Annotated in this window: 14 protein-coding genes and 1 other annotated feature; all 14 genes read left to right on the top strand. The window is 30.9% G+C overall.

Annotation, left to right across the window (positions count from 1 at the left end; translation table 11 throughout):
* The first annotated feature begins 2 nt into the window (after positions 1 to 2).
* The 14 genes from polA to EDD60_RS03365 all read left to right on the top strand — a co-directional run bounded on the left by polA (position 3) and on the right by EDD60_RS03365 (position 16,426).
* Positions 3 to 2,612, top strand: coding sequence for a DNA polymerase I (gene polA / locus EDD60_RS03430; RefSeq protein WP_066449295.1), 2,610 nt, complete (start codon positions 3 to 5; stop codon positions 2,610 to 2,612).
* Between the two features lie 11 nt (positions 2,613 to 2,623).
* Positions 2,624 to 3,436, top strand: coding sequence for a bifunctional DNA-formamidopyrimidine glycosylase/DNA-(apurinic or apyrimidinic site) lyase (gene mutM / locus EDD60_RS03425; RefSeq protein ID WP_066449299.1), 813 nt, complete (start codon positions 2,624 to 2,626; stop codon positions 3,434 to 3,436).
* A 1-nt stretch (position 3,437) separates the two neighbouring features.
* On the top strand, positions 3,438 to 4,385 hold the full coding sequence (locus tag EDD60_RS03420; RefSeq protein ID WP_066449301.1) for a Gfo/Idh/MocA family protein: 948 nt from the start codon (positions 3,438 to 3,440) through the stop codon (positions 4,383 to 4,385).
* Positions 4,382 to 4,978 (top strand): dephospho-CoA kinase, encoded by a 597-nt coding sequence (coaE, locus tag EDD60_RS03415; RefSeq protein ID WP_066449303.1) that lies wholly within the window; start codon positions 4,382 to 4,384, stop codon positions 4,976 to 4,978. Before EDD60_RS03420 ends, coaE begins: the two co-directional genes overlap by 4 nt.
* The gene (locus EDD60_RS03410) at positions 4,971 to 6,209 is read left to right on the top strand and encodes a DnaD domain protein (protein WP_243646624.1); all 1,239 of its coding nucleotides are present in this window, start codon (positions 4,971 to 4,973) and stop codon (positions 6,207 to 6,209) included. Before coaE ends, EDD60_RS03410 begins: the two co-directional genes overlap by 8 nt.
* Positions 6,206 to 7,117 (top strand): ATP-binding protein, encoded by a 912-nt coding sequence (locus tag EDD60_RS03405; RefSeq protein WP_066449306.1) that lies wholly within the window; start codon positions 6,206 to 6,208, stop codon positions 7,115 to 7,117. Before EDD60_RS03410 ends, EDD60_RS03405 begins: the two co-directional genes overlap by 4 nt.
* Before the next feature lie 76 nt (positions 7,118 to 7,193).
* Positions 7,194 to 8,153 (top strand): 6-phosphofructokinase, encoded by a 960-nt coding sequence (gene pfkA, locus EDD60_RS03400; RefSeq protein WP_066449307.1) that lies wholly within the window; start codon positions 7,194 to 7,196, stop codon positions 8,151 to 8,153.
* A gap of 36 nt (positions 8,154 to 8,189) precedes the next feature.
* A complete protein-coding gene (gene pyk, locus EDD60_RS03395; protein ID WP_066449309.1) occupies positions 8,190 to 9,614 on the top strand; it encodes a pyruvate kinase in 1,425 nt (474 codons plus the stop codon).
* A 108-nt stretch (positions 9,615 to 9,722) separates the two neighbouring features.
* Positions 9,723 to 9,986 (top strand): hypothetical protein, encoded by a 264-nt coding sequence (locus EDD60_RS03390; protein WP_066449311.1) that lies wholly within the window; start codon positions 9,723 to 9,725, stop codon positions 9,984 to 9,986.
* A 55-nt stretch (positions 9,987 to 10,041) separates the two neighbouring features.
* Positions 10,042 to 10,314, top strand: a complete 273-nt coding sequence (locus EDD60_RS03385; protein WP_132226214.1) for a hypothetical protein — start codon at positions 10,042 to 10,044, stop codon at positions 10,312 to 10,314.
* 2 nt (positions 10,315 to 10,316) lie between these two features.
* Positions 10,317 to 10,514 (top strand) — a binding site (T-box leader).
* A gap of 36 nt (positions 10,515 to 10,550) precedes the next feature.
* Positions 10,551 to 11,081 (top strand): GNAT family N-acetyltransferase, encoded by a 531-nt coding sequence (locus tag EDD60_RS03380; RefSeq protein WP_066449313.1) that lies wholly within the window; start codon positions 10,551 to 10,553, stop codon positions 11,079 to 11,081.
* Positions 11,078 to 12,811, top strand: a complete 1,734-nt coding sequence (thrS, locus tag EDD60_RS03375; protein WP_132226213.1) for a threonine--tRNA ligase — start codon at positions 11,078 to 11,080, stop codon at positions 12,809 to 12,811. The genes EDD60_RS03380 and thrS overlap by 4 nt, the downstream gene beginning before the upstream one ends.
* A 110-nt stretch (positions 12,812 to 12,921) precedes the next feature.
* On the top strand, positions 12,922 to 14,655 hold the full coding sequence (locus EDD60_RS03370) for an ABC transporter ATP-binding protein (RefSeq protein WP_132226212.1): 1,734 nt from the start codon (positions 12,922 to 12,924) through the stop codon (positions 14,653 to 14,655).
* Positions 14,648 to 16,426 (top strand): ABC transporter ATP-binding protein, encoded by a 1,779-nt coding sequence (locus tag EDD60_RS03365; protein ID WP_066449317.1) that lies wholly within the window; start codon positions 14,648 to 14,650, stop codon positions 16,424 to 16,426. The genes EDD60_RS03370 and EDD60_RS03365 overlap by 8 nt, the downstream gene beginning before the upstream one ends.
* Positions 16,427 to 16,529: the final 103 nt, after the last annotated feature.

Below are 16,529 nucleotides of genomic sequence, written 5' to 3'. Positions count from 1 at the left end.
ATATGGAAGAATTAGTTTTAATAGATGGAAACTCGTTATTGTTTAAAGCTTATTATGCGACAGCCGCAATGGGTAACTTGATGGTGAATAAAGATGGTATTCCAACCAATGCAGTTTTTGGTTTTGCTAATATGTTGCAAAGGATTTTACAAAGAGAAGCAGCGTATTTGGTTGTTGCTTTTGATTATGGTAAGAAAACATTTAGAAATGATTTATTAGATGAATATAAAGCAACAAGAAAAGAAACACCTGATGAATTAAAGTGTCAATTTGCAATGATTAGAGAATTTTTAGATGCTTATCAGATTCCTTATTTTGAAATGGAGGGATTTGAAGGTGATGATTTGATTGGGACGCTTTCAGCTTTAGCGGAAAAAGAAGGTTTGAGTGTATCTATTTTTACGGGGGATAAAGATGCATTTCAATTGGTGTCTGATCAAACAACAGTTTATCGGACAGTTAAAGGAGTTACTCAATTAGATATTTATACTCCAGCAACATTACAAGAAAAATATGGTTTAGAGCCTGATCAAATAAGAGATTTCTTAGGTTTGATGGGAGATAGCGCTGATAATATTCCTGGAATTAAAGGAGTTGGTGAAAAAACAGCATTGAAATTGTTGCATGAATATGGAACAATTGAAAACTTGAAAGAACATGCTCATGAAATTAAAGGAAAAATGGGTGAAAAAATTCGTGAAAATATTGATTTAGGATTACAATCAAAAAAAATAGCGACTATTCTTCGTGATATTCCGATGGAATTAGATTTAGATGATGCACGTTATACAGGTTATGATTTTGAAAAATTGAAAGCTTTTTATCAAAAATATGATATGAATTCTTTATTAAAAAAGATTTCTGTGGAATCAAGACAACCACAAACAAGTGAATTGAAGTTTGAAATTGTTGAGCATATGCCTGCAATTACTCAAGATAGCAGTGTTATTGGAGCTATTTATGATCAAAATTATCATAAGTCTATTGTCTTAGGTTATGCTTTATATAATGCCAGTCAAGCTTATTTTATCACCTTTGAAAATGCTTTAAAGGATGAAGAATTTTTAAAATATTTAAGTAATGAAAATTATCATAAATACAGCTATAACATTAAAGCTCAAATTTTATCAGCTAAATGGAATGGTATTGAAATAAAAGGAATGGATTTTGACTTACAGCTTGCTTCATATATTTTAAATCCAAGTTTAAAAGATGAAATGAAGTATATTTGTGATTATTATGGTTATACATCTTTACAATATGAAGAAGAAGTTTTTGGTAAGAATACGAAAAAACATATTCCTGAATTATCGTTGCTTGCTAAGCATACAGTTTCCAAAGCAAAAGCTATCTATGAATTAAAAGATGAAGCGATTAGAAAATTAAAGGAAGAAGAACAATATGATTTATATCAAACATTAGAATTGCCAGTGGCCTATATTTTAGCTGAAATGGAATACACTGGAGCTAAGGTTGATATTCAGGTTTTAAAAGATTTAGAAAAGACATTTGAACATCAAATTAAAGAGATAGAAGAAGATATTTATATGTTGGCTGATGAAAAGTTTAATATTTCTTCACCAAAGCAATTAGGAGAAATTTTATTTAATAAACTAGGTTTACCTAATGGTAAAAAAACCAAGAGTGGTTATTCAACATCTCAAGATATCTTAGAAAAAATAGAAGATTTACATCCTATTGTTCCTTTAATTCAACAATATCGTATGCTTACAAAATTAACTTCAACCTATGTTAAAGGTTTACAAGAACAAGTTTTTCCTGATGGAAAGATTCATACAATCTTTAATCAAGCTTTAACACAAACGGGAAGATTATCATCTATTGATCCTAACTTACAAAATATACCTGTACGTCAAGAAGAAGGAAAATTAATTAGAAAAGCCTTTGTTGCAAGTCATGATTACTTAGTGACATTTGATTATTCACAAATCGAATTACGTATCTTAGCTCATTTAGCTCAGGTGAAATCATTAATTGAAGCTTTTAATCAGGATAAAGATATTCATACACATACTGCTGCTTTGGTTTTTAAAGTGAAGGATGAAGAAGTAACATCAAATATGCGTCGTCAAGCTAAGGCGGTTAATTTTGGAATTATTTATGGAATGGGTGAATTTAGATTATCTAAACAAATTGGGGTTTCTTTAGCGGAAGCAAAAGAATTTATTAGAAGATATTTTGAAGAATATCCTGAAATTAGAAGTTATATGGATAATATTGTTGAAGATTGTAAAAAAGATGGATATGTTTCAACTGTATTGAATCGTAAACGTTATATTCCAACGATTAATGATAAAAACTTTATTGTTAGAGAACAAGCAAAACGTTTTGCGATGAATTCACCGATTCAAGGAAGTGGAGCTGATATTTTAAAATTAGCTATGGTAAAGGTTGATCAATTGATGAAAGAAAAACAATTGAAATCAAAAATGATTTTGCAAGTTCACGATGAATTGATCTTTGATGTTTATAAAGAAGAATTAGATGAAATGATGACAATTATCAAATCAGCAATGGAAGAAGCGTTCTTGATGGATGTTCCTTTAAAAGTTGATGGTGCTTATGCAACCAATTGGTATGATTTGAAATAGTAGGTGAGATTATGCCAGAGCTACCAGAAGTCGAAACCGTAAGACAAACATTAAGACAATTTATATTGGATGAAGAAATTTTAGGAATAGATGTTTATTATGATAAAATTATTAATGGTGATACGAATGAATTTGTGAATCGTTTGACTCATCAAACGATTAGAGAGATTGATCGTTATGGGAAATATTTGATCTTTTTATTAGATGAAGATGCTTTTGTTTCACATTTAAGAATGGAAGGAAAGTATCATATTGTAGATAGTCATGAACCAGTTGATAAGCATACTCATGTAGTCTTTCATTTGAAAAATCATCGTGATTTACGCTATATTGATACGCGTAAGTTTGGACGAATGGAATTGACTGATTTATATCATTATAGAGAATTAGAACCGCTAAAAAAGCTAGGAAAAGAGCCTTTTGATATCAGTGATGAAGAACTGTATGCTTTACTACACAAAACATCATTGCCTATTAAATCAGCTTTATTAGATCAAAGTATAATGTGTGGGATTGGTAACATTTATGCAAATGAGATATGTTTTTTAATGAAGATTGATCCTCGTACAAAAGCTTCAAGACTTTCTAAAAAACGTGTTCATGAATTAAGAAATATTGCGATTGAAGTTTTAAAGAGTGCAATTGCCCAAGGGGGAACGACAATTCATTCTTTTGATGCTAATGGGATTCATGGTCTTTTTCAGGTGAAATTAAATGTTCACGTTCAAAAGATATGTCCCGTGTGCCAAGGTGAAATAAAAAAAATAGTCGTGAATCAAAGAGGTACATATTATTGTCCGCATTGTCAAAAAAGGAGGTATTGATATGATTCGTTGGGGTATTTTAGGATTAGGTAATATTGCGAAAAGATTTATGCAAGGTTTAGCATATTTTGATGATGCTTCACTTTATGCAATAGCAAGCTATACAGCAAAAAAGCGTGAAGAATTTGTTCATGAGCATCCTGATGTTATTGCATATGATGATTATCATGCTTTATTAGATGACAAGAATATTGATGCTGTCTATATTGCAATGCGACATAATGATCATTATCAGTGGGCAAAAGAAGCTTTGATGAAAGGGAAGGCTGTTCTTTGTGAAAAGCCAGCAACTTTATCTTTAAATCAAACACAGGAACTTTGTTATTTAGCCATTCAAAATCATACATTTTTTATGGAAGCAATGAAAACAAGATTTATTCCTTTGATTGATGATATAAAAAAGGAACTTGATAGTGGAGTGATTGGAGATATTTTAAATATTGAAACTTACTTTTGCTCAGATGTTCCTTATCAGCCTCAGCATTATCTTTTTGATGAGAAACAAGGGGGAGCACTTTATGATGTAGGGATTTACAATGTTGCTTCTACCCTTGATTATATTCATTCACCACTTGTAAAAGTACGTGCAAATTGTAAGAAAAATTATGGTGTAGATGTTCATGATGTTTTCCATTTGACTTTCGAAAATGGACAAAAGGCACGTATTGAAATTGCTATAGATGAAAAGAAAGCAAAAAAGATGGTGATTACTGGAACAAAAGGAAAGCTCATTGCTGAACCTTTCTATCGCCCTGTTCAGGCAACAATTATTACAGATGAACAACGTGTAATTGAAAAACCGTATATGAATGATAATGATTTTTATGGTGAAATTGCTGAAGTTCATCGTTGTTTAAAAGAGCATTTGATTGAAAGTGAAAGAATGTCTTTTCAGGATTCTATTTTGTGTATGAAGGTTATTGAAGATATGAAGGAGAGTTGTGCATGACAAGGGTTATTGGGTTGACTGGCTCTATTGCTGTGGGTAAGAGTACAGTTACACATTATTTATTAACTCATGGTTATCAAGTGGTAGATGCTGATAAGATTTCTCATGATGCATTGAATCCAGGAAATTCTTGTTATGAAAAGGTGAAAGAACTGTTTGGTTGTTTAAATGAAGATGGAACAATGAATCGGCAAGCATTGGGTGATATTGTTTTTAAAGATCATCAAAAAAAAGAGGCTTTAGAAAATATTATTCATCCATATGTGATTAAAATGATTCAAAAGGCTATTCAAGAGTGTCAGGATGATTTGATTTTCTTAGATATTCCTTTATTATTTGAAGTTCACTTGGAATATTTATGTGATAAGATTTTAGTTGTTTATGTTGATGAAGAATTACAGTTAAAACGTTTAATGAGAAGAAATAAGATTGATGAAGAAAAAGCAAAGCATTTAATCAGGCAACAAATATCAATTGAAGATAAAAAGATGATGGGTGATTATGTCATTGATAATCGTCAGAATTTTGAAGATTTATATCAAAATATAGAAGGGGTATTAAAGGTATTAAAAGATGAAACTATATATGAGTGATTTATATAGAGTGGAATTGCATTATCCATTAGATGATGTTCAAATGGATAGTTTATATTATCTTTATCAGCCGATTGTAGGGGCTAGTGCTATTTCACTTTATATGATGCTTATTGTTGAAGGAAAGAGAATGAATAAAGTGATTACACCTTCCTCTCTATCAAGATTAAATGCTTTTTTATCAATGAGCTTATTAGATATAGAAAAATATTTGAAAACCTTGGAAGCTATTGGTCTATTAAAGACTTATGTTAAGCATGAAAATGATTTAACACAATATGTTTATCAAATTCATTCACCTTTATCAATCAAAGCTTTTTTTAAAAATCAAATTCTTGCTTCTTTATTAGAAGATTCCTTGTCACCAGATGATTTTCAAAAGACAATTCAATATTTTAAAATATCTTTAGAAGATTTGACTCATTATGAGGATATTACAGCAAGATTCCAAGATGTTTTTCATATTCAGCATCTTAAAAAAGGTGGAAGAATCTTAAAGTATAAAGAAGAATTTCAGGAAAGAATGCAAAAGGATGTAGAAATATCTTATGATTATGATTTATTGTTAAAAGCTTTATCAAATTATCAAATTAATCGTTCTTTGTTAACTCAAGAAGATTTTCATTATATGACTCAACTTGCAAGTGTTTATTCAATAGATGCTTTAACACTCGCCGGTTTTGTTAAAGATGCAATGCAATCTCAAGGATTGAATCGTGAACTATTAAAAACTCAAATCAAAAAACATATGGAAATAAGTGAATCATCACAATTAAAAGAAATCTATCACAAACAACCTTTACAATATCAAACCCAAGATCAACAAGATTCACCACTTGTTTTACATATGAAATATTTAGACAGTATTACCCCATATGAACTCTTAAAAGAAAAACAAGGTGGACGTGAACCGGTCTTTCATGATTTAATGATTGTTGAAACTTTGATGTTGCAACTAGGATTAAAGCCAGCTGTGGTTAATGTGTTAATAGAATATGTGCTTGGGAAAAACAATAATCGTTTATCGAAACGTTATTGTGAAGCAATTGGGTCTTCATGGGTTCGTAAGAATATTTTAACAGCAATGGACGCTTATAATGAATTAATGAATAAAGATGAAGAAGAAACTCAAGAAGTTCAAGAAAAAAGTGTTCAAGAAGAAAAACCACAAGTTGAATCAACAGATGAGTTAATGAATTTGCTTAGTCAATTGAAGGAGGGGCAATTATGAAAAAAATAGGAGATATGATGAATCAAACAGATATTGAAGATATGAAAAAAGAAAGCATATATGCCTTAGCTTCACAAAAGCATATTCAAGCTTTTTTAAAAAAACATCACTTACAGCCATCAATTATGGATGATTATTGGGTTGAGTTTTTAGATTATAATGATGATTATCATATGTGTCTTGATTGTCAATCTTTAGAAAGTTGCCCAAAAGCAAATAAAGGAATGAAAAAGAATCTGGTTTATCATGATGGAGATATTGTTTTAGAATTAGAGAGTTGTGCATATGGAAAATCTTTAGAAAAAAGACGTTTGTTGTTGGAAAAGTTTGTGATTACAAATATGAATGATGATTTATTATTAACAGATTTAACGTCTTTAAATATCGTTAAAAATGCTCAAAGCTTATCACCAAATGGACAATACGCATTAGGAAATATTTTAAAGTATATTCAAGAACCTAGTGATAAAGGATTGTTTTTACATGGTGAAATGGGCTGTGGAAAGACAACTTTGTTAGCGGGATTAATGAATTCGTTAGCTAAAAAGGGAAAAGAGATAGGTTTTATTCATTTTCCAACTTATTTGATTGATTTAAAAGCTAGCTTTTCAACAGGTGATAATGAATATGCTATGGATAAATTAATGAAAGTTGATTATTTATTGTTAGATGGAATTGGTGAAGAAAATGTGACACAATGGTCAAGAGATGAAATCTTGTTGTCAATTTTATCTTATCGTTTGCTTAATCATTTGCCAACTTTTTTTACAAGTATGTACGGTTATAAAGATTTAAAAAAGGTCTATACTATAAAAAAAGGTGATGAAATTCGAGCAAATACAATTATTTCAAAATTGAAAGCGCTAAGCATTGAAATAATGCTTGACGAGGGCAAAATGAAGATATAGAATGTTAACAAAAGTGTAGAATATATCAATGTTTTATGATAGAATCAAAATGCTATAAAGTGAGAGGAGAAGTGTTATGGTAAAATGTATTGGAATCCTTACTTCTGGAGGAGATGCGCCTGGAATGAATGCAGCCATTCGTGCTGTCACAAGAACTTGTTTGAACAAGGGAATTAAGGTTTATGGTGTAAGATTAGGTTATAAAGGGTTACATGATGGTGACTTCATTGAATTTGATAGTCACAGTACACGTAATATTATTAATATTGGCGGGACTTTCTTAAAATCTGCACGTTTCCCTGAATTCAAAGATCCTGAAGTGAGAAAAGAAGCCATTGAACAAATGAAAAAAGTGGGTATGGAAGCTTTGGTTGTTATTGGTGGAGACGGAAGCTACAATGGTGCTTTAAAATTAACTGAAATGGGAATTAATTGTATTGGAATTCCTGGTACAATTGATAATGATATTCCTGATACTGATTTTACAATTGGGTTTGATACTGCATTAAATACAATTGTAGATGCGTTAGATAAATTAAGAGATACTTCAAGTTCACATCAAAGATGTACAATTCTTGAAGTTATGGGTAGAAGATGTGGAGATTTAGCTGTTCATGCTGGACTTGCTTGTGGAGCAGAAATGATCGTAACAAGTGAAAGTGGTTTTGATGAAGCTGAAATTATTGAAACTTTAAAACGTTCAAAAGCATCTGATAAAAAACATGCGTTAGTTGTTATTACTGAACATATTACTGATGTTCATGCTTTAGCAAAACGTATTGAAGAAGCAACTGGATTTGAAACACGTGCAAATGTTTTAGGACATATGCAAAGAGGTGGAAGTCCAACAGCTAGAGATCGTGTTTTAGCAACACGTTTAGGAATTAAAGCCGTAGAACTTCTTGAAGAAGGAAAAGGTGGATTATGCGTAAGTGATGTTAAGGGTGAAATCATTGGATTACCTATTGAAGAAGTCTTAAGTCATAAACGTAAAGTCAATCAAGGTATTTACGAAGATGTTTTAAAACTTCGTTAATATATAAATAGAAGGGTATAGGAGATAAAGTAAAGTATGAAAGATAAAATGAAAAAGACGAAAATTGTTTGTACAATTGGACCTGCATCTGAAAATCCAAAGATGCTAAAAAAATTAGTTTTAGCAGGGATGAATGTTATGCGTTGTAACTTCTCACATGGTGATTTTGAAGAACATGGTAAAAAAATGCAAACTATGCGTGAAGTCAATGCTGAGTTAGGAACTCACTGTGCTATCCTTTTAGATACAAAAGGACCTGAAATCCGTACTGGAGATTTTGAAGGTGGATTTACTGAATTCAAAAAAGGTCAAGTATCTACTATCTGTGTTGAAGATATCGTAGGAACAGCTGATCGTTTCACTATTTCTTACAAAGATTTATATAAAGATGTTAAACCTGGTGGTTTTATCTTAGTTAATGATGGTCAAGTTGAATTATTAGTTGACCATGTTGAAGGTACTGATATTGTTTGTGTTTGTGCAAATGATGGTAAAGTAAAAAATAAACGTGGAATTAATGTTCCAGGTATTGAATTAGGATTTGAATTCATTTCTGAAAAAGATAGAGCTGACTTAGTATTTGGATGTGAACAAGATGTAGATTACATCGCTGCTTCATTCGTACGTCGTCCTCAAGACGTTTTAGATGTGAAAAAAGTTCTTGTTGAAAATGGTAAACCTGAAATTCAAATCATCGCTAAGATTGAAAATAGTGAAGGTGTTGAAAAGATGGATGATATTATCAAAGTTGCTGATGGTATCATGGTAGCACGTGGAGATTTAGGTGTTGAAGTTCCAGCTGAAGATGTACCTTTAATTCAAAAAGAATTAATTAGAAAATGTAAAGCTGCTGGTAAAATCGTTATTACTGCAACTCAAATGCTTGAATCAATGCAAGAAAACCCAAGACCAACTCGTGCTGAAGTAAGTGACGTTGCTAATGCTATCTTTGATGGTACTGATGCAATCATGTTATCAGGAGAATCTGCACAAGGTAAATATCCTGAAGAAGCCGTTATGGTTATGAACAAAATCGCTTTAAAAACTGAATCTACTTTAGATTATGCTTCTTTACATAGAAAAGCAGTATTAACAGCTACAGATGATAGTTCTGAAGCTATCTGTATGTCAGTTGCTGAAATTGCTAATAAATTTGATGTTTCTGCTATTATTGCATTTACTGAATCTGGATTTACAGCAAAGAAAATGTCAAGATATAGACCAGAATGTCCAATTATTGCAGCTACACCTTTTGAAAAAACTACTAAGAAATTAGCTATTAACTGGGGTATTAAAGCTGTTGTATGTAAACAAATGGATACAAGAGAAGGTTTATTAAACTTAGCAGAAGTTATTGCTAAAGAAAACGGTATTAATGCTGGTGAAACTATTTTAGTAACTGGTGGTACTCCAGGTGTTGAAGGAACTACAAGTTATTTACAATTAGTTACAGTTAAGTAATTGTTGAAATGAGATGTCTAAATGACATCTTTTTTTCATGATGAGAAAAATTTAAACTTTCATATTTTTTACACATCATTATGTTATTGTGTATATGAGGTGAGATGAATGTTTCAAAATATTTCTCATAAAATAATCATATGTTCTTATTTATTTTTCTTTGGGAATATAATAAGAATCTGTTATAAAGAAATAGAACATGTGACTCAATTAGAAAATAGTTTATCTATATCATCAGTTATGATTTTGAATATTATACAAAATTGTTTTCAAATATTTCTTGTTTCTTTAATGATTTATGGAATAGGATATTTGTTTGGTTGTTTTGAAAAAATACATTATCATGACAATATTTCAAAATATGAAAAATAAAAATGTTGATGTTTGATTTATGATAAAGTTAAAGAAAAAGGAGGAGATATAGTTAATGAAAGTTTCTAAAATACTTAAGGCTTGTGCGTATCTTTTTCTTGGTGGGAATATTATTAGAGAAGCTTACCAGATAGCTGTTAATACTTCGTATTTAAATACAGGAAAATTAATGGGTGTTGAATCAATGTTTATGCTTCTTTGGTCTTGTTTTGTTTCATTTATTATTGCATTAGTGATTTATGGTTTGGGTGAAATTATAGAATATTATGAAATTGCTAAAGAGAAACATGCAGATGACTTGACAAAAAAGAATATTGATGTAAAATAGTGCTACAAGCAATGATTTAGGATATGTCTGTATAAGGTTATTGTTTAGAGAGGAAACGGCTGGTGAAAGTTTCTCAAGACTTATAAAGGTACTCCCTAATAGCTACACTCGAAAGAGATTGTCGTGAAACTGCGTTAAGGTGAATGAGGTTATCAAATTGATAACGAATAAAGGTGGTACCACGAGATTTCGTCCTTTGGATGAAGTCTCTTTTTTATATAAGAGGAGGATGGACTATGCATGATGCAAAACTTGTTTTTCCAGATTATTGTCATCAACAGGCGATGGAAACATTTGTTAAGGAATTAAGAAATCATGATCATGAAGGATTAAATGGTGTGGGATTCTATGAAAGTTATGAAAATGATTTTGTGAGTTGGATTCAAAAAGAAAAACAAATGCATTTAGGCATTCATATGGATGAAGGTCTTGTTCCTGGAACAACTTTTCTTTATATGTTAGATGATGAAATCGTTGGAAGTATCAATATTCGTCATTGTTTAAATGATTATTTAAAAAATATTGGTGGACATATTGGTTACAGCATTGCCCCTAAATATCGTAGACAGGGCTTTGCGACTAAGATGTTACAGGAAGCGTTGAAGTTTTGTAAACAATGGGAGATATGGCCTGTCCTTGTCACCTGTGATGAAGACAATATGGCTTCAAAGAAAACCATAGAAAAATGTGGTGGTATTTTTGAAAATAAATATAGTCATGAAGGAAATGTTACTTTAAGATATTGGATTGGAGGAGAAGAAAAATGAGAGATTTTAAAAATGAAGAAGCTTTAAATACTTTAAACCATTCTTGTGCACATGTGATGGCACAAGCAGTAAAACATTTGTATCCAAATGCTAAGTTTTGGGTAGGACCAGTTGTTAGTGAAGGATTTTATTATGATATTGATTTAGGTGATCAAGTAATTACTGATGAAGATTTACCTAAGATTGAAAAAGAAATGAAAAAAATCTGTAAAGATGGAAAAAGAATTATCAGAGAAGAAATTTCTAAAGATGAAGCTTTAGAAATGTTTAAAGATGATCCTTATAAGATTGATTTAATTGGTGGATTGGAAGATGGAAATATTACTTGTTATCGTCAAGGAGATTTCGTAGATTTATGCCGCGGACCACACGTTGAAACAGTAAAATTATGTAAAAACTTTAAATTATTAAAACATTCTGGTGCTTATTGGAAAGGTGATAAAAATAATAAAGTTTTACAAAGAATCTATGGTGTTTGTTTCCCAACTCCTGAAGAATTACAAGAACATTTGGATTTCTTAGAAGAAGCTAAGAAAAGAGATCATAAGAAATTAGGTAGAGAATTAGATTTATTTATGATGAGTGAATATGCTCCTGGTATGCCATTCTTCTTACCACATGGGATGTTACTTAGAAATACACTTGAACAATATTGGTATGAAGAACATGCTAAAGAAGGTTATGAATTTATCAAAACACCAATTATGATGTCTAAAGAATTATGGGAAGTTTCAGGACACTGGTATAACTATAAAGAAAATATGTATACAAGTTATGTCGATGATCGTGAATTTGCGATTAAGCCAATGAACTGCCCTGGGTCAATGTTAGTTTATAAAAATGGATTACATTCTTACAAAGATTTACCACTTCGTATGGGTGAACTTGGACAAGTGCATAGACATGAAGCCAGTGGAGCTTTAAATGGTTTATTTAGAGTTCGTACTTTTACTCAAGATGATGCGCATATCTTTATGACACCAGATCAAATTGAAAGTGAAGTTGTGAGATTAATTGCCTTTATTGATCGTGTATATTCAAATCTTGGATTACCTTATGAAATTGAATTATCAACACGTCCAGAAGAAAAATATATTGGTGAAATTGAAATTTGGGAAAAGAGTGAAGCTGCTTTAGCTGCTGCATGTAAAGCCGCTGGAAAAGATTATAAAATCAATCCAGGAGATGGGGCATTCTATGGTCCTAAATTAGACTTCCATGTTAAGGATTCATTAGGTAGAGTTTGGCAATGTGGAACAATCCAACTTGATATGAACTTACCAGAAAGATTTGATTTAACTTATGTTGATCATAATGGTGATAAAGTGAGACCAGTTATGTTACACAGAGTTATCTTTGGTTCTATTGAAAGATTTATTGGTATCTTAATTGAACACTTTGCTGGTGCTTTCCCACTATGGTTAGCTCCAACTCAAGTGAAAGTCATTCCAGTTAAAAATGAATATCACTTAGAATATTCAAAAGAAGTCTTTAAATTATTAGAAGATAAAGGAATTCGTGTGGAATTAGATGATTGTGAAGAAAAATTAGGATATCGTATTAGAGAAGCACAAATGAAAAAGATTCCTTATCAATTGGTTTTAGGTGATAAAGAAAGAGATGAAAGAACTGTGACTTATCGTCAATATGGTGAACAAAAACAAACAACTGTATCATTAGATGAATTTGTGAATATGGTTTTAAAACAAATTGAAGAAAAAGCAAGATAGAAAAGTCCTTTGGGACTTTTTCTATTTTTAAAAATAAATGACTTTTTATTGACTATAGGCTTACCCTATAGTATATGATATATGTATTATACGAAAAAGGAGGGCTAGCTATGTTACTTATCTGGAAGTATTTAAAAAAGTATAAGAAGTTACTCATTTTGAATATGATATCTGTTTTTGGTTTTGCATTGGTTGAATTAGGATTACCAACAATTATTGCCAATATGATTGATTATGGGGTTTCTACACATAATCAAAGTTATTTATATTCTATGTGGTTTTTATCTATTGTGATTTCAATATTAGGTGTTGGGGGAACGATTTTACTTGGTTTTTGTTGTGCTAAGATTTCTACTTCAATTACAAGAGATATTCGTAATGAAATCTTTACCAAAGTACAAACCTTTTCACCTTATGAATTTAATCAATTTGGAATATCATCATTAATTACACGTACAAACAATGATGCTTTTCAAATTCAAATGTTTATTAATGTGATTTTAAGAACAGCATTATTGACACCAGTTATGGTTATTATTAGTTTTGTGATGACTTTAAGAACATCACTTGATTTATCTTTAATCATTGCAGCAACTTTACCTATTATTGTATTAGGAGTTATTATTGTTGCAAAAGTATCTGAACCATTATCACAAAAACAACAATCATCATTAGATCGTTTAAATCGTATTACACGTGAAAACCTTTCAGGATTAAAAGTTATTCGTGCTTTTAATAATGATGATTATGAACAAGAAAGATTTAATGAAACAAATAATCAGTTTACAAGTTATACAAAGAAAATCTTTAAGTTAATGACATTAACACAACCAACATTCTACTTAATGATGAATATTGCAACTCTACTGATTTTCTATGTTGCTAGTACAATGATCAATGTAGGAACTTTACAAGTTGGAAAGTTAGTTGCATTTCAAGATTACTTATTCCATGCTATGTTTTCTATGATGTTGTTTTGCAGTGTTTTTATTATGTATCCACGTGCTGCTGTTTCAGCAAAACGTATTCAAGAAGTTTTAAATACGAACAGTCACATTCATGATGATAAGAATTTAGATAATCCACAAGTTGAACATCATTCATTGGTCTTTAATCATGTGACTTTTGTTTATCCTGATAGCGAAGAAGCTGTTTTAAAAGATATCTCATTTGAAGCTCATGAGGGAGAAACAGTGGCTTTTATTGGAAGTACTGGTTCTGGTAAAAGTACATTGATTAACTTAATTCCTCGCTTTTATGATGTGAGTTGTGGTGAGGTTTTGGTTGATGGAATGAATGTTAAAGATTACCAGATGAATGTTTTAAGGGATAAGATTGGTTTTATTCCCCAAAAGGCCATGTTGTTTACGGGAACAATTGCTGAAAATATGAAATATGGAAAAGAGGATGCAACTTTAGAAGAATTAGAACATGCTGCTAAAGTTTCTCAAAGTTATGATTTTATTTGTGAAAAACCTTTAGGTTTTGATGAAGTGATTACAGAAAGTGCAACAAATGTGTCTGGTGGACAACGTCAACGTTTAAGTATTGCTAGAGCGTTAATTAAAAAGCCAGAAATTTATATTTTTGATGATTCTTTTTCAGCTCTTGATTTTAAGACGGATGCGACTTTAAGAAAGGCACTTAAACAAGAAACAAAGACATCAATTGTTTTGATTGTTGCTCAACGTATTTCAACAATTATGGATGCTGATAAAATTATTGTTTTGGATGAAGGAAAGGTTGTTGGGCAAGGGAAACATCATGAATTGTTGAAGAACTGTCCAATCTATCATGAGATTGCAGCATCTCAATTAAGTGAGGAGGAGTTGGCTTATGAGTAAAAAATGGCAAACTTTTAAAACGTCAATCAAACAGCTTTCCCCTTTTATCTCTCCTTATAAATGGGGCTTCTTTACAGCAATGTTTATGGTTATTGTGACGTGTTTTGCTTTATCTGTTTCGCCAATGGTAGAAGGAATGATGACTTCTTTATTGATGAAAAATGCAATGGATATTGCTAATAAAGTGGAAGGAGCAGGCGTAGAATTTGATAAAGTCATGCAAATTATGATGGTTTTGTTAGGACTATATTTGTTAAAGACTGCATCTCAATCAGTGACGACAATTACTTTAACAAATTCTATTCAAAATGCGATGCATGATTTAAGAAATGCTTTACAAGATAAAATTAGAAAATTACCTGTTAGTTATTTTGATACACATCAATATGGTGATATATTAAGTCGTATTACAAATGATGTTGATACATTATCTAATGCTTTACAACAAACATTAACTGAAATGATTCGTGGGACATTGATGTTAATATTAGCCATTATTATGATGTTTAATATCAATGTTTTCATGACTTTCGTTGTTCTTTTGATTATTCCAGCAGCTTTATTCATAACGAAAGTTATTGTCAAACGTTCACAACGAAAGTTCCAAGCTCAACAAGATGCTTTAGGAAAATTAAATGGAGCTATTACAGAAATGTATACCGGCTATAATGAAATCTTGCTTTTTAATAAGCAACAACAATCAATTGATAAATTTAAAGATATTAATGAAAATTTATGTCAAAATGCATTTCAAGCTCAATTTATGTCATCAATCATTTCTCCTTGTATTTCTTTAGTGACTTATATTATTATTGGTACAATTGGTTTTTTAGGAAGTTTATTTGCTATGCAAGGAAAATTATTGATAGGGGAATTACAAGCTTTTGTTCGTTATATTTGGCAAGTTAATGATCCTATATCACAAGTGAGTAATTTATCTTCTCAAATTCAATCGGCCTTTGCTGCTGCTCATCGTATTTTTGAAGTTTTGAATGAAGATGAAGAACCATTGATTGAAAATGTTCAAGTTCTAGATCATGTTGAAGGTCATGTAGAATTAGAGCATATTTGTTTTGGATATCATGACGAAGAAGTTTTACATGATATTGATGTAGATATCAAAAGTGGACAAATGGTTGCAGTTGTTGGACCAACGGGTTCAGGGAAAACAACTTTAATTAGTTTGTTAATGCGTTTTTATGATACAACATCAGGAAGTATCAAGATAGATGGCGTAGATATTAGAAATATGCCAAGAGAACAATTACGCTCTATTTTTGGAATGGTTTTACAAGATACTTGGTTATTTCATGGAAGTATCTATGATAACATTCGTTATGGTCGCTTAGATGCGAGAAAAGATGAAGTCATTGCCGCAGCTAGACAAGCCAATGTTGATCATTTTATCAGAACTTTACCTGATGGTTATGATATGATTGTGAATGAAGAAGCAAATAATATTTCACAAGGAGAGAAACAACTTTTAACAATTGCTAGAGCAATTCTTAAAAATCCGCCAATTATGATATTAGATGAAGCTACTTCTTCAGTAGATACACGTTTGGAAAAGATGTTACAAGAAGCTATGCATAATGTTATGCAAGGACGAACAAGTTTTGTGATTGCACATCGATTATCTACAATTAGAAATGCTGATTTAATATTGGTTATCAAGGATGGACATCTGATTGAAAAAGGAACACATGATGAATTGATTCATCAAGATGGGTTTTATAAGCAATTGTATAATGCGCAATTCCAAGATATGTAATAGGATAATATGTGAAATTATGTGAAGTAGAAAATAAAAAAGAAATTTGCCCTCTTACTCTCGTATATAGAAGTAGGAGGGCTTTTTTATGATAATGAAAAGA

The organism is Longibaculum muris (assembly GCF_004343035.1).
In the GTDB taxonomy this organism is placed as follows: Bacteria; Bacillota_I; Bacilli_A; order Erysipelotrichales; family Coprobacillaceae; genus Longibaculum; species Longibaculum muris.
This window is presented reverse-complemented; position numbering and strand designations above follow the sequence as displayed.

What these genes read in the sequence shown, in the direction of transcription:
- thrS (WP_132226213.1), top strand. Translation starts at nt 11,078, where the DNA reads ATGAGAGATTTTAAAAATGAAGAAGCTTTAAATACTTTAAACCATTCT.
- EDD60_RS03405 (WP_066449306.1), top strand. Translation starts at nt 6,206, where the DNA reads ATGAAAAAAATAGGAGATATGATGAATCAAACAGATATTGAAGATATG.
- coaE (WP_066449303.1), top strand. Translation starts at nt 4,382, where the DNA reads ATGACAAGGGTTATTGGGTTGACTGGCTCTATTGCTGTGGGTAAGAGT.
- EDD60_RS03390 (WP_066449311.1), top strand. Translation starts at nt 9,723, where the DNA reads ATGTTTCAAAATATTTCTCATAAAATAATCATATGTTCTTATTTATTT.
- EDD60_RS03410 (WP_243646624.1), top strand. Translation starts at nt 4,971, where the DNA reads ATGAGTGATTTATATAGAGTGGAATTGCATTATCCATTAGATGATGTT.
- EDD60_RS03365 (WP_066449317.1), top strand. Translation starts at nt 14,648, where the DNA reads ATGAGTAAAAAATGGCAAACTTTTAAAACGTCAATCAAACAGCTTTCC.
- EDD60_RS03420 (WP_066449301.1), top strand. Translation starts at nt 3,438, where the DNA reads ATGATTCGTTGGGGTATTTTAGGATTAGGTAATATTGCGAAAAGATTT.
- EDD60_RS03385 (WP_132226214.1), top strand. Translation starts at nt 10,042, where the DNA reads ATGAAAGTTTCTAAAATACTTAAGGCTTGTGCGTATCTTTTTCTTGGT.
- EDD60_RS03370 (WP_132226212.1), top strand. Translation starts at nt 12,922, where the DNA reads ATGTTACTTATCTGGAAGTATTTAAAAAAGTATAAGAAGTTACTCATT.
- pyk (WP_066449309.1), top strand. Translation starts at nt 8,190, where the DNA reads ATGAAAGATAAAATGAAAAAGACGAAAATTGTTTGTACAATTGGACCT.
- EDD60_RS03380 (WP_066449313.1), top strand. Translation starts at nt 10,551, where the DNA reads ATGCATGATGCAAAACTTGTTTTTCCAGATTATTGTCATCAACAGGCG.
- mutM (WP_066449299.1), top strand. Translation starts at nt 2,624, where the DNA reads ATGCCAGAGCTACCAGAAGTCGAAACCGTAAGACAAACATTAAGACAA.
- polA (WP_066449295.1), top strand. Translation starts at nt 3, where the DNA reads ATGGAAGAATTAGTTTTAATAGATGGAAACTCGTTATTGTTTAAAGCT.
- pfkA (WP_066449307.1), top strand. Translation starts at nt 7,194, where the DNA reads ATGGTAAAATGTATTGGAATCCTTACTTCTGGAGGAGATGCGCCTGGA.